General features: G+C 71.6%; 11 protein-coding genes. 7 read left to right on the top strand and 4 right to left on the bottom strand.

Annotated elements, in window-relative coordinates; all coding sequences use genetic code 11:
* Positions 1–239: 239 nt before the first annotated feature.
* The 3 genes from ABD747_RS12580 to ABD747_RS12570 are packed head-to-tail and all read right to left on the bottom strand — an operon-like array spanning position 240 to position 3,059.
* The gene (locus tag ABD747_RS12580; RefSeq protein WP_344804963.1) at positions 240–1,436 is read right to left on the bottom strand and encodes a Gfo/Idh/MocA family protein; all 1,197 of its coding nucleotides are present in this window, start codon (positions 1,434–1,436) and stop codon (positions 240–242) included.
* Between the two features lie 52 nt (positions 1,437–1,488).
* The gene (locus tag ABD747_RS12575) at positions 1,489–2,829 is read right to left on the bottom strand and encodes a hypothetical protein (protein WP_344804961.1); all 1,341 of its coding nucleotides are present in this window, start codon (positions 2,827–2,829) and stop codon (positions 1,489–1,491) included.
* Complete coding sequence (locus tag ABD747_RS12570) at positions 2,829–3,059, bottom strand: hypothetical protein (protein ID WP_344804959.1); 231 nt, start codon at positions 3,057–3,059, stop codon at positions 2,829–2,831. Before ABD747_RS12570 ends, ABD747_RS12575 begins: the two co-directional genes overlap by 1 nt.
* Before the next feature lie 25 nt (positions 3,060–3,084).
* Here ABD747_RS12570 and ABD747_RS12565 point away from each other — a divergent pair, with 25 nt between their 5' ends.
* The 5 genes from ABD747_RS12565 to ABD747_RS12545 all read left to right on the top strand — a co-directional run bounded on the left by ABD747_RS12565 (position 3,085) and on the right by ABD747_RS12545 (position 6,942).
* Entirely contained in the window at positions 3,085–3,300 is a 216-nt protein-coding gene (locus tag ABD747_RS12565; protein ID WP_344804957.1) for a hypothetical protein, read from the top strand.
* A 246-nt stretch (positions 3,301–3,546) separates the two neighbouring features.
* On the top strand, positions 3,547–5,238 hold the full coding sequence (locus tag ABD747_RS12560) for a WS/DGAT/MGAT family O-acyltransferase (RefSeq protein ID WP_344804955.1): 1,692 nt from the start codon (positions 3,547–3,549) through the stop codon (positions 5,236–5,238).
* A 10-nt stretch (positions 5,239–5,248) separates the two neighbouring features.
* On the top strand, positions 5,249–5,728 hold the full coding sequence (locus ABD747_RS12555; protein ID WP_344804954.1) for a DUF6912 family protein: 480 nt from the start codon (positions 5,249–5,251) through the stop codon (positions 5,726–5,728).
* Positions 5,729–5,751: 23 nt separating this feature from the next.
* Positions 5,752–6,561, top strand: coding sequence for a non-homologous end joining protein Ku (gene ku, locus ABD747_RS12550; protein ID WP_344804952.1), 810 nt, complete (start codon positions 5,752–5,754; stop codon positions 6,559–6,561).
* A gap of 147 nt (positions 6,562–6,708) precedes the next feature.
* Positions 6,709–6,942, top strand: a complete 234-nt coding sequence (locus ABD747_RS12545) for a hypothetical protein (protein ID WP_344804950.1) — start codon at positions 6,709–6,711, stop codon at positions 6,940–6,942.
* A 65-nt stretch (positions 6,943–7,007) separates the two neighbouring features.
* On the opposite strand, the gene ABD747_RS12540 is transcribed toward ABD747_RS12545, so the two are convergent.
* Positions 7,008–10,073: a BTAD domain-containing putative transcriptional regulator gene (locus ABD747_RS12540; RefSeq protein WP_344804948.1), complete on the bottom strand. Its 3,066-nt coding sequence runs from the start codon at positions 10,071–10,073 to the stop codon at positions 7,008–7,010.
* A gap of 195 nt (positions 10,074–10,268) precedes the next feature.
* Between ABD747_RS12540 and ABD747_RS12535 the strand changes: the two genes are divergently transcribed.
* Positions 10,269–11,036, top strand: coding sequence for a hypothetical protein (locus tag ABD747_RS12535; protein ID WP_344804946.1), 768 nt, complete (start codon positions 10,269–10,271; stop codon positions 11,034–11,036).
* A 178-nt stretch (positions 11,037–11,214) separates the two neighbouring features.
* Entirely contained in the window at positions 11,215–12,843 is a 1,629-nt protein-coding gene (gene pruA / locus ABD747_RS12530) for an L-glutamate gamma-semialdehyde dehydrogenase (protein WP_344804944.1), read from the top strand.
* Positions 12,844–12,892: the final 49 nt, after the last annotated feature.

Genomic DNA, 12,892 nt, shown 5'->3' with positions numbered 1-12,892 from the left:
CAGCGCGCAACTCGCTCCTCACTCGCGGCCGCGCGTCCTGCGGCCCGCTCGGGATTGTCCGCGGGTCCTCGGACGCGCTCGAGACCGCTCGAGACCACTCGGCTCACCCGGAAAGTGTGCAGTTGTTGCAGCTTTCACCGGCGTGTCGGTGCAGGAGCTGCACAGTTTCCGGGAGGGGTGGCGGGACGCCTGGGGGTCGGGCGGGGGTCGGGCGGGGGTCGGGTGGCGGGGTCGAGCTTTCAGGCGGGGATTGGGACCGGGTCGACGCGGAGCCAGCGGCCGGTGCGGGAGGACTCGAGCATGGCGTCGACCAGCTCGGCGGCGACCACGGCGTCGGCGATGGTGGCGCCGACCGGACGACCGGTGACGATCGAACTGATCAGCCGGTGCGCCTCGATCACCTTGAGATCGTCGTAACTCATCGCGATCCCGCCGGCCGGCTGGAACGCGCCGAACTCACCGGCGCGGGGGCCGACGTACTCGCAGGTGTAGGAGGCGTCGGCGACGTCCTGGTCCAGGCAGAGCTGGAGCTCACCCATCCGGCGGAAGTCCCAGGCGAGGGCGCCGCGCCCGCCGTGCACCTCGATGCCGTACGTGCACTGCTCGCCGACCGACGTCCGGCAGGACTCGAGCACGCCCCGGGCGCCACCGTCGAAGCGGAGCAGCGCGGACAGGTAGTCCTCGTTCTCCACCGCGCCCAGCTCGCCGCCGCCGCGCGAGTTGTGGCCGGTGGCCACGCCGGTGAGGGCAGGACGTTGCGGGATGAAGATCGCCGTGTCGGCCATCAGCTCGCTGATCTCGCCGACGACGTATCGGGCGAGATCCACACCGTGGCTGACCAGGTCGCCGGCCACGCCGGACCCGGACCACGCGTTCTGATAGCGCCAGGTCAGCGCTCCCTCGGGATGGGCCGCGTAGTCGGCCAGCAGCCGCACCCGGACGTGCCGGACGGCACCGAGCCGGCCGTCGGCGATCAGTGCCTTGGCGCGCTCGACCGCTGGCGCGTTGCGATAGTTGAACCCGGCTGCCGACCGGACCCCGGCGGCCGCGACGGCGGCGGCGATCTCTCGGGTCTCGGCGGCGTCCCGGCCGGCCGGCTTCTCCACCCACAGGTGCTTCCCGCTCCGCGCGACGGCGACAGACACGTCGCGATGGATGAAGTTGGGACCGGTCACGCTGACCAGGTCGATGTCGTCCCTGGCCACCAGCTCGCGCCAGTCGGCGTGCACATCGCGGAAGCCGAACGCGGCCACCGCCGAGGCCAGCCGGGAGTCGGCGGCGTTATCGGCGATCGCCACCAGCTCGGGACGTACGGGCAGGTCCAGGAAGTGCTGGGCGAGCCGGGCGTACGCCCGCGCGTGGACCTGGCCCATCCAGCCGAAGCCGATGATGCCGACGCGGAGCGGACGGCTGTCGGAGCTGGGCGCTGAGCTCATGGCGAACCTTCGCAACAGGGTGGGGGAGTTTGTCTTGACAAAGCTATCAAGCTCACGGAGAGAACAGCAACAGCAGTCCGGAGCAGGTGTAGAACACCATCACCGCGAGCATCGGGAGCTGGGCCACGAGCGCGTGCCGCGGCTGAACGAGCTGGAGCGACTTCTCGTGCGCGGCGACGATGCCGAGCACGTGCCCGCCCACGATCGCGATCACCTGCACCAGGGCGATCGCCGTGGGATGGTTGAAGATCTGCTGGTTCACCCCCATGCCGGCGGAGCCGAACACGTTCCAGCCGAGCCCCATCGGGTCGGACCAGTTGATCGCGGTGCGCTGGCCCTCGACCACGAGCAGGGTGAAGTAGTGCGCGACGGCGTAGCCGATCACGATCGGCACCACCGAACCCGCCATCAGCCGCGGGAAGTCGCCAGGAGTCAGGTCCGGGTCCAACTGGTAGCGATACATCCACAGCGCCGCGAAGGTGAAGGTGACCAGCACGATCGCGATCATGGTCAGCAGCCCGCCGGTGCCCCAGACCAGGGAGCTGACGTCGGAGGTCTGCACGGTCTGGATCCAGCGGGTGTTGTTGCTGAAGCTGTCGTACGCCGTCGAGCCGAGCAGCGTGGCGACCACCGCCGCCGAGCCCGGCGGCGGGTCCCAGGAGCTCAACCCCGCCAACGGGTTCACCAGTCGCAGCGACCCGTCGACCCGCCGCCAGGGCGAGAGCTGGGCGACCGTCGTCGCATAGACCTCGAACGGGTCGGCGGCGCCGATCCAGCGGTCGCCGAACAGCACCGCGCCGATGATCAACGTGACCAGCCAGACCAGGGCCCAGACCCGGACGACGGCGAGAGTGGTCCGGTCCGGCTCGATCAGCTCGAGCCAGGCGAACCCGAACAGCCCGAGCGTTGCGGGCCAGACTCCGACTCGGTCGCCGAGGTCGAACAGGCCGTCTCTGCGGTCGACCCGGGCCAGCGCGGCCAGTCCGCGGTGGATCGTCCGGATCGGGTTCAGCACCCGCCAGAACGGTCCGAGCAGGATCGACAGCGGGACCAGACCGACCCACATCCACACGTACACGAAGCCGAACGCCGGATTCGTCAGCCGGTCCTGGCCCGCGAACAGCCCGAGCCCGGCCCAGACGAAGGCCGCGAGCATCAGCCCGCGCAGCGTCCAGCGCACGGCCGGCGCGTCGGCCAGCCGGGTCAGCGCAGCGAGCGTACGTCCGCCCGGGCTGAGGAACCGCGGTTGCCGCCAGGCGAAGAACAAGATCACGAACGAGAGCACCAGCGCCGCGGCGGCACCGGCGACCACGAACGAGAACGGCAACGGCAGGTCGTGCCGGGTGCCGATCCCGTGCAGGGGGATGAGCTGCTGGGGAACCAGCGCTGGCATCAGCGGACGTTCAGGATGGCAATGACCTTCTCGAGGTGGTGCGACTCGATCTCGAAGCTGCCGGTGTCGGCGGCGACGAAGCTGCCGGTGGCCGGTTCGCCGGCCTTCACCTCGAGCTCGTAGCCGTCGCCGGCGGTATGCGCGTGGATCTCGTCGTCTTGATCACTGGTCACGTTCAAGGTGACCGTGGTGCCCTGGGCGACGTCGATCTTCTCCGCGTTCGGGGTCACCCTGCCGTCGGCGATGGTGATGTCGATGGTCAGGCCGGCCGCGCTCGCCGAGCCCGAGGGCGACGCCGGCGCTCCGGTCGGCGGGGCGCTCGATGCGGCCGCACTCGGCGAGGCCGCCGGACCGCTCGGCGCCGGCGTGCACGCGGTCGCAAAGCCGACCAGGCAGAGCGCTACGGCCGCGGCCAGCGCCGGCCCCCGATCGCGGATCGGGCGGATCGAACAGGACAACCTGGACACCTGATTACCTCGTGCTCGGACTCTGCGGTCGTGGACTTTCGGGCGCCACCGTATCGAGCGGCGCGCGCCACCATCTCCACCGGGCACGAACGAGCGGCCCGGTACGTTCCCGGGAGGCCGAGGTGGGTCAGAACAGTCGCGCAGCCGGTCATGCCGGCGCGCAGCCGATCATGGATCGTCAGCCGCGCCCTAGTACGGTAGGCCTGTCCGGGCCCGGGCCACGACGCTGCCGAGCGGAGAGGAGACCGACGTGCCACAACGGCTCAGCCCCCTCGAAGTGTCGATGCTCGCCCTGGACACCACGCACACCCCTGGTCACGTCGGCACCATCGACGTATTCGACCCGGGACCCGACGGCTTCGACTACGAGCGGCTGATCGCCCTGGTCCGGCAACGGATCGAGTTCGTGCCGCGCTATCGGCAGCGGATCCGCGAGGTGCCCGGCCGGCTGGCCAGCCCGATCTGGGTCGACGACGAGAACTTCGACCTCACCTTCCACGTCCGGCAGTCCGCGCTGCCGCGGCCCGGCACGTTCGCGCAGCTGCGCGAGTTCGTCGGCCGGGTGCTGGCGCGCCGGTTGGACCGGTCCCGGCCGCTGTGGGAGATGTATCTGGTCGAGGGGCTGGAGGGCGACCGGTTCGCCCTGGTCGCCAAGTCCCACCTCTGCCTGGTGGACGGGATCGACACCGTCGACATCGGTCAGGTGCTGCTCGACGCGGAGGCCGATCCGGCGGTCCCGCCGGGCGGTCGGGCGGAGTCGACCTGGCGACCGTTGGCCGAGCCGTCGGCGGTCGAGCTGGTCGCGGGCGCGTTGCTGGAGAGCGCGCAGGACCCGGTTCGCGCCGTGCAGAACGCCCGCGGCGTGCTGATGGGTGCGCTCGGCGTCGCGGTGGCGGTGGGCGACGCGGTCGGCGGGCTGGGCGCCGCCGTCGGCTCGCTGGCCGCCGACGCGCTGCGCGGCACCCGTCCACCGTCGGGCTCCCCGCTGAGCGGGATGCTGTCCGAGCAACGCCGGGTGGCCACGCTCTGCGTGCCGCTGGCGGAGCTGAAGGCCATCCGGAGCGAACACAACCACACCATCAACGACGTGGTGCTGGGCATGATCGCCGGCGGGCTCCGGTCCTGGTTGCTCACCCGGGGCGAGTCGCTCAGCGCGGGAGCGACCGTCACCGCACTGGTGCCGATGAGCGTGACCGAGGAGGAAGGCGTGCCGACCTCGCTCGGCAGCTCGGTCGCACCACACCTGCAGCCCCTGCCGATCGGCGAGCCGAATGCGCTGATGCGGCTGCACCAGGTCGCGTTCGGCACCCAGGCACACCGGGAGTCCGGCCGCGCGGTGGGCGCCCGGACGATCTCCGACATCGCCGGCTTCGCCCCGACGACGCTGCACGCGCTCGGCGTCCGGGTGGCCGCGGAGGTGGTCCGCAAGCAGCACGACGTGGTGATCACCAACGTCCCCGGCCCGCAGGTGCCGATGTATGCCGCCGGGTCGCGGTTGATCAGCAGCTTCCCCGTGCTGCCGCTGGCGTCCGGGCACCTGCTGGCGATCGGGGTCACCTCCTACGACGGCGAGGTCTGCATCGGGATCAACGCCGACCGGGATGCGGTCGGCGACCTGGATGTACTCGTCCAGTGCATGGACGACGCGCTGGAGGAGTTGCTGGACACCACGGTGCGGGCCGGGTCGCTGCGGCAGCCGACCCGCAAGGCCACGCCCGCCGCCAAGAAGGCCGCCGCCAAGAAGGCCGCGCTGCGCGAGCAGCAGGCGGCGAAGAAGACGTCCGGTCAGAAGCGGGCCGCGGTGCGCAAGCTGGCCAGCACCGCCGGCAACCTGGGCGCGGCCACCCTGCGCCCGGCCGCGAAACGCACACCGGTGAAGAAATCGGCGCCGACGAAGGCGAGCCGGCCGGCGAAGAAGCCGGCACCGCCGGCCTCGGACTGAGGCGCCGGCGATGACCATGGCGTACGTCGCGGTGGACCGGCAACGGGCCCGCGCATTGCGCGACGACGGCCGGATCGAGGGACCGATCGCCGCTCACGCGGTCACGCCGGGCCTGCTGCGGGCCCACGACCTCGGCGCCGGTGACGAGGACGCGGAGTACACGGCGCTGGCCTATGCCGGTGTGACGGCGCTGCTGACCGGCTCCGATCCGCTCCGGCTGGTGCTGGCCGCGGAGCTGGCGGCGCCGCCCGGTGGCGAGGACGGCTTCGGCCGGGTGGAGCTGGACGGGCTCGGCTGGACGCAGGTGACGGCGCTGTTCGCCGACGAGTCCGGCAGCGCCGATCGGGTGGCCCGGGCCAGGACGCTCGCGACCGGGCGGGATTTCGACCAGGTCGTGGACGACGTACGGATCGAGGCTCTGCTGGACGACAGCGACCTGCTCTGGTTCGCCCCGACCGAACTGGATCGGTTGCCTGAGCCCGCCGGCTGAGCGGATCGGGCAGACTTGGCGGCATGCCGCGATCAATCTGGAAGGGCGCGATCTCCTTCGGCCTGGTCACCATTCCGGTGAAACTCTTCTCGGCGACCGAGGAGAAGGACATCAGCTTCCGTCAGGTGCACCCCGAGGACGGCGGCCGGATCAAGTACAAGCGGGTCTGTGAGAAGTGCGGCAAGGAGATCCCGTTCGCCGAGATCGCCAAAGGCTACGAGCTGCCCGACGGCCGGATGGTGATCTTGGAGAAGGAGGACTTCGACAACCTCCCGCTGAGCACGACCAAGGCCGTCGAGGTGGTCCAGTTCGTGGCCGAGGACGAGGTCGACCCGACGTACTTCGACAAGACCTATTTCCTCGAGGCCGAGGGGCCCGGGGCGAAGCCGTACGTCCTGCTCCGGGACGCGTTGATCAAGTCCGGCCGGGCGGCGGTGGTGAAGGTCGCGCTGCGGTCCCGCGAGTCGCTCGCGCTGGTCCGGCCCAAGGACGGCGTGCTGCTGATGCACACGATGTTGTGGCCGGACGAGTTGCGCGACGGCTCGTTCGCCGCGCCGCCGGAGAACGTCACCGTCTCCGATGCCGAGGTCACCATGGCGCAGTCGTTCATCGACGCGCTGGCGGGAGACTTCCACCCCGAGGAGTTCACCGACGCCTACCGCGAGGCGCTGGAGGCGGTCGTGCAGTCGAAGGCGGACGGGATTCCGCTGGTCGAGGCGACCGAGGAGGCGCCGAAGGAGGCCGAGGTCGTCGACCTGGTCGCGGCCCTGCGCGCCTCGGTCGAGGCCGCCAAGAAGCGGCGCGAGGAGGCCGAGAAGGCCAAGGCGATGTAGTCGCCGCCCGGCGGTGCCTCTAGCGATCTGGCGTCGGTGCGCTGGCTGAGACGAGCCGTGCCCGATCGGGTCTGACCGGAGACAACTCGGGTATGGGCTGTAGCGACCGCGGCGAACCAGATCGTGCGGAGGAAGCAGAGGCTGACGATGAGCGACCAGGTTGACGACGATCCGCGAGCACGGGACTCGCACGATGCAGACGTCGATGCGGGCTTCGACGATGCCGACGAGACCACGGCAGGGGCCGGTGCGGGAGGGGCCGGAGTGGCCGAGGAGGAGGACGACACGTCGCACGAGGCCGACATCGAGGCCGGCTACGGAGGCAACGACGGCCACGCGAGCGACGCCACGGACGAGGACAAGCGACTCGGCCTTCGCTGACATCGCGCCGCGTGCGGCCGCGGCGGCGAGTCCGACACCAGTTCGTCGTCCGGTGAGCCGCTGAGCTATCGACCGGCGAGCGCGAGGCGGGCCGCGGCGGCGTCGGTGCGGTCGGCTTCGTCGAGCGCATGGGCTGCGCTGGGCGCGAGTGCGTCGGCTTCGGCGAGCAGGGCTCGAGCGAGCGAGTCGTCGCCGGCCGCGACGGCCAGCCGGGCGTGCGCGTCGAGCGCGTGGACGGCGACCTCGGCATTGCCATCGGTCTTCGCCTGCGCCAGCACGGTCGTCAGCGCGGCCGCGTCGTCACGGGTCGCCGCGAGCAGGCAGCTGGTGAGGAGGGCGAAGTCGCCGCCGCCGGTGACGGCGTACCAGCGTTCGTTCTCCTGCAGCAGGCTCACCGCGCCTGCCTGGTCTGCCGCGGACCGGCGAAGCCGGGCGAGATTGACCCGGGCGGTTGCGGCGAGCCGGCCGTCGCCGCATGCCGCCGCCGCCTCGAGGGCGTCCAGATAGGACCGCTCTGCGCGCGGGTCGCGAGCTCGGTGCCGGACCCGGGCCAGGGTCGTGCGGTGCAGCGCCGCCTGGCCGAGAAAGCCCATCGCCGCCGACTCGTCGGCGGCACGTTCCAGCGCTCGACCGGCGTCGTCGAAGCGGTGCTCGGCCTGCGCGATCGCCCCCAGCATCGCCTGGGCGTGGACCACTCCCCACGAGTCGCCGATCGGGAGCAAGATCTCGAGCGCCTCGGTCGCGTCACGGGTCGCTGTGGTCGGGTCGCCCAGCATGATCGAGCCGAAGGCGTCGAGCAGCAGGCTCGCCGCCGTACCCCAGGCCAGCCCGCACGAGCGGTAGATCACGACGCTGCCGGCCGCCGCGCTTCGCGCCAGTTCTGGGCGCCCCTCCTGGATGGCCAGGAACGCCTGATGCCGGTCGATGTCGGCAAGCGCGACCTCGGCAGGCACGTCCGTGGTCGGTGACCGGTCGGCGCCGCGCCGGTCCCGGGACGTCGCCGGCCGGGCGGCAAGCCGCCGAGCCCGGTCGAGCTCGGCCTGCGCGAGTTCCACGTTCCCGGTCGAGGCTTCCAGCCACGACGCCAGCAGCAGCGCGGTGACCTGGTCGGCCGGGGGCGCCTGCTCGACGATCGCGTTGCGCACCCGGCTCGCGCCGGCCGTCCCGTCACCCAGGATGACCCAGGTCCAGCCGAAGCCGTTGGCGATACGCAGCCCCAGAAGCGGATCGTGGCGGGTGCACCACGACAGGGCCGCGTCTATGTTGGCGCGTTCCGCGCGGGCGATGGCGAGGCACGCGGGCTGCGCGGCCGCGCGGACGTGCGCGTCGCACCAGGCCGCGGTCCGCGCATACCAGGCGGCGTGCGCGGCGGAGGCGATGTCCTGCAGCCCGGCCTCCCCTAGACGGTCCGCGGCGTAGAGCCGGATGCTGTCGAGCAGCCGGTAGCGCACCTCACCGTCCGGCCCGGCATCCAGGCTGACCAGCGATCGATCGACCAATCGACCGATCGTGTCCAGGACCGCCTCTGCCGGCACGGCGAGCGCGGCCAGGACATGCTCCAGGGCGCTCAGCGATGCGCTTCCGGCGAAGCAGGACAGCCCCCACAACGCCCGCTGATCGTCGGGGAAGAGCAGGTCGTAGCTCCAGCCGATCGCGCCGACCAAGGCGCGGCGTCGCTCCGGCCGGGCGCTGCTCGGGTCCCGGAGCAGGGTGAAGCGACTGTCGAGTCGCCTGGCGATGTCACGGATCGACAGCGACCGTACGCGTGCGGCAGCGAGCTCGATGGCCAGCGGCAGCCCGTCCAGCGAGCGGCAGATCTCCTCGACGGCGGCGGCGGTGTCGGGATCCAGCGCGAGCTGGCGGCGCTGCTCGCCCGCGCGGCGCGAGAACAGTGTCACCGAGTCCTGCTGGCTCAGCGGCAGCAACACGTGCGGATGCTCGTCGAGCAGGCCGAGTCGCGCCTGGCTCGTGACGAGCACGCGGAGCCGCGGTGCGGCGTCGAGCAGCAACCGAACGAACGGCGCCACCGTGGCCGCGAGGTGCTCGCAGTTGTCCAGGACCAGGACGGTCTCGGCGCCGGACAGCCGCTCCTGCACCGCTCGCGCGCCGCCGGCCACGTGTAGTGTCTCCGCGACGAGGGTGAAGAGGTCGGCCCCCGCGTCGACCCCGTCGAGGCGGACCAGCCAGACGCCGCCCGGCGGAGGATCGAGCCGGTGCGCGACTTCCAGCGCCAGCCTCGTCTTGCCGATCCCGCCCGGCCCGAGGATCGTGACCAGCCGATGTGGCCCGAGGGCGGCGGTCACGTCGTCGAGATCGCCGAGCCGACCGATGCCGGGTGGTTCCGGTGTTGGCAGGTTGCCCGGCCCCGCCAGCGGGCGAGCCTCCCTCGCGGCCGCGCCGCCGGCGCCCAGTTGCGGGCTCTGCTGCAGGACCTGTCGCTCGAGCGATCGCAGCGCGAGCCCCGGCTCCACGCCGAGCTCGTCGACCAGCCGCCGCCGCACCCGCGCGTACGCAGCCAACGCGTCGCCCTGCCGCCCGGCCCGGTACAGCGCCGTGATCAAGGTCGCCCAGAGCCCCTCACGGAGCGGATCGCTCTCGATCGCCGACTCGAGCTCGGCGACGATCTCCCCGCCGGCGCCCAGGTCGACCCGGGCCGCCAACATCTGCTCCAACAGGCTCGATCGCACCTCGCCCAACCGGGTACGGTGCGCCGCGGCCCAGGCGCCGGCGTCGGGCAGCACCTCGCCCCGAAACAGCGCCAAGCCCTCCTGCGCGGCGCTGAGCGCCGCCGCGATGTCGCCGGCCGTCCTGGCGTCCGCGCTGGTCGACGCCAGCCGTACGGCCCGCACGGCGTCGACACAGTCCGGCGGCAGCGCGAGCTGGTAGCCCTCGGCCGATCCGACGACGAACTCCTTGCCGATCGATCGGCGCAGCGCAGACACCTTCGACTGCAAGGTGTTGCGGGCCGTGGGTTCGTCCCACAGATCGTCCACCAGAACGTCGACCCTGACCCGCCGCCCGGCGTCCAGCGCGAGCCGAGCCAGCAGCTCGGTCGTCTTTCCTGCCGGCAGGCTGAGAAGGACGCCGTCCCGCCGTGCCTCGACCGGACCCAGCACCCCGACGGCGAGCACGGTCCGAGCCTAGGACTCCGAGCCGCCGTTCGTCAGCCGCCGTTCGTCAGCCGCCGGGCGGACAGCCGGTCCGGCGCACGTCGGGCGGACGGGCAACCGGAAGGCGGTTGCCCGTTCGGGCAGCGATTCGTGCCCCGCGGGTGGTCTGCGCGCCAGGTCCGACGGCCGACTGCCGACCCTATCGTGGCCAATGACATGCATCGTCACCAGGCCGATCCGAGCTCGGCAGACCACGGCAAGCGGTCCGAGCCGGTTGCGGTCACGCCTCGTGGCGACAACTCGCGATACCTCGCCGCCTCGGTGCCGCAGCTGCTGCTCGGCCTGCAGCGTTCCGCCGGCAACCAGGCGACCACGGTGGTCGTCCAGCGCGGCTGGCTCGGTGACATGTGGGACCGCGGAGTCTTCGACGGGTCGATGCTGGCCCAGGCCGACCCCGGGCTGCCGCGGTCCTTGATCAACCACTACATGCACGCCACCGGCAGTGCCTACAACTTGACCAGAGCCGAGATGATCGAGGTCGACGCGCAGACCAATGTCTTCTGGTTCCCGGCCGTCCGCGAGGCGCGCAACCGGCTGCTGGCCCAGGCGGAGGCCGATCCGGCGCCGAGCACGGAGTACAAGCAGTTCACCGCGCCGATCAGCGGTGCCCGCGGCCACGGAGGGGCGAACAAGAACCAGACCCTGGGCAACTTCACCGTCACCCTCGACGGCACGCTGACCGTGACCAAGGGACGTACCGGCGACCTGGCGGAGTTCCAGGGCACGGCGACGTACTACGACTACTGGGACTTCGATCCCAAGCCGATGCAGACCTTCGTCGACGGCACCAGCGGGCGGAGCACCGCGGGGGAGCTGAAGACCTGGGTCGGCGCCTTGATGGAGGGCCAGCCGTTCCCGGTGAACAGCGCCGCGACGGTGAACGTCAGCCAGCACCAGTTCGACTCCAGGGCAGCCATCAGCTGAAGCGACCGTCAGCTGGAGCCAGCGGCGAAGGATCGAGCCACCAGCCATGCGCTTCACACCGCGGACTGCTGCCGCACACCCTTGGTCCGGGGTGCGAAGCGGCAGCCGGGGGTGTGTGGCGGTCGAGGAGGAGGGGCCGGAACCACCCGGAGCACGGCGCCGGCGATAGCCTCGACAGGTGGACGCGATCACCGACGTACCCCGACCTCGCAACGAACCGATCAAGAGTTATGCCCCCGGCAGTCCGGAGCGGGCGAGCATCGAGGCCGAGCTGTCAAGACGCGCGGGCGCCGAGCCGATCGAGCTGACCGCGGCGATCGGCGGCGACCGCCGACCGGCCGGCGGCGAGCCATTCGAGGTGACCATGCCGAGCGACCATCGGCACGTGCTCGGGGTGGCACGGACGGCGACTCAGGCCGACGCGGCCGAGGCGGTCGAGGCCGCCGGCGAGGCGGCGGCGGACTGGTCACGGCTGAGCTTCGACGACCGGGCCAGCGTCTTCCTTCGCGCGGCCGACCTGCTCTCGGGACCGTGGCGGGACAGGCTGAATGCCGCGACCATGCTCGGCCAGGGCAAGACCGTGCAGCAGGCCGAGATCGACTCGGCCTGCGAGCTGATCGACTTCTGGCGGTTCAACGTGTCCTTCGCCCGGCAGATCCTCGCCGATCAGCCGATCTCCTCACCCGGTGTCTGGAACCGGACCGACTACCGTCCGCTGGAAGGCTTCGTCTACGCGATCACCCCGTTCAACTTCACCGCCATCGCCGGCAACCTGCCGACCGCACCGGCGCTGATGGGCAACACCGTGGTCTGGAAGCCGAGCCCGACCCAGCAGTACGCGGCGCACGTCACCATGGACCTGCTGGAGGCCGCCGGGCTGCCGCCCGGGGTGATCAACATGCTGCCCGGCGACGGCGTCGCGGTGTCGGAGGTGGCGCTGGCCGACCCGCGGCTGGCCGGGATCCACTTCACCGGCTCGACGGCCACCTTCCAGCGGCTGTGGGGGACCGTCGGTCACAACCTGGCGACGTATCGCAGCTATCCGCGGCTGATCGGGGAGACCGGCGGCAAGGACTTCGTCGTGGTCCACCCGAGTGCCGACCCGGCCGCGACGGTCACCGCGCTGGTCCGGGGTGCGTTCGAGTACTCGGGGCAGAAGTGCTCGGCCGCCTCCCGGGCGTACGTCGCCAGGAGCGTCTGGCAGCGGATCAAGGACGACCTGGTGGGGATCACCGACGGCCTGGCCGTCGGGGACGTCCGCGACCTCGGCAACTTCACGTCCGCCGTGATCGATCGCCGCGCCTTCACCAAGCACACCGAGGCGATCGGCCGGGCGCGCAGCTCCGGCGACACCGAGATCGTGGCGGGCGGCAGCACCGACGACAGCACCGGCTGGTACGTCCGCCCGACGATCATCGTCTCCGGCAACCCGCGGAACGAGATCTTCACCACCGAGTTCTTCGGCCCGATCCTCGGCGTGCACGTGTACGACGACGCGGACTTCGGACGGATCCTGACCGAGGTCGACCAAGCCTCGCCGTACGGCCTCACCGGCTCGATCCTGGCGACCGAGCAGGCGGCGCTCGCCCAGGCCGCCGACGTGCTCCGGCACGCCGCGGGGAACTTCTATCTCAACGACAAGCCGACCGGCGCCGTCGTCGGCCAGCAGCCCTTCGGTGGCTCCCGGGCCTCGGGCACCAACGACAAGGCAGGGTCGATGTGGAACCTGATCCGGTGGGCCAGCCCACGGTCGATCAAGGAGACCCTGGTGCCGCCGACCGACCACCGCTATCCACATATGGGATAGCACCCGCCCTCTGGCGCGCCGGACTCCGACGACGTCCGCACCGGCTATC

It is taken from the genome of Microlunatus ginsengisoli, from assembly GCF_039537205.1.
Lineage (GTDB): Bacteria > Actinomycetota > Actinomycetes > Propionibacteriales > Propionibacteriaceae > Microlunatus > Microlunatus ginsengisoli.
This window is presented reverse-complemented; position numbering and strand designations above follow the sequence as displayed.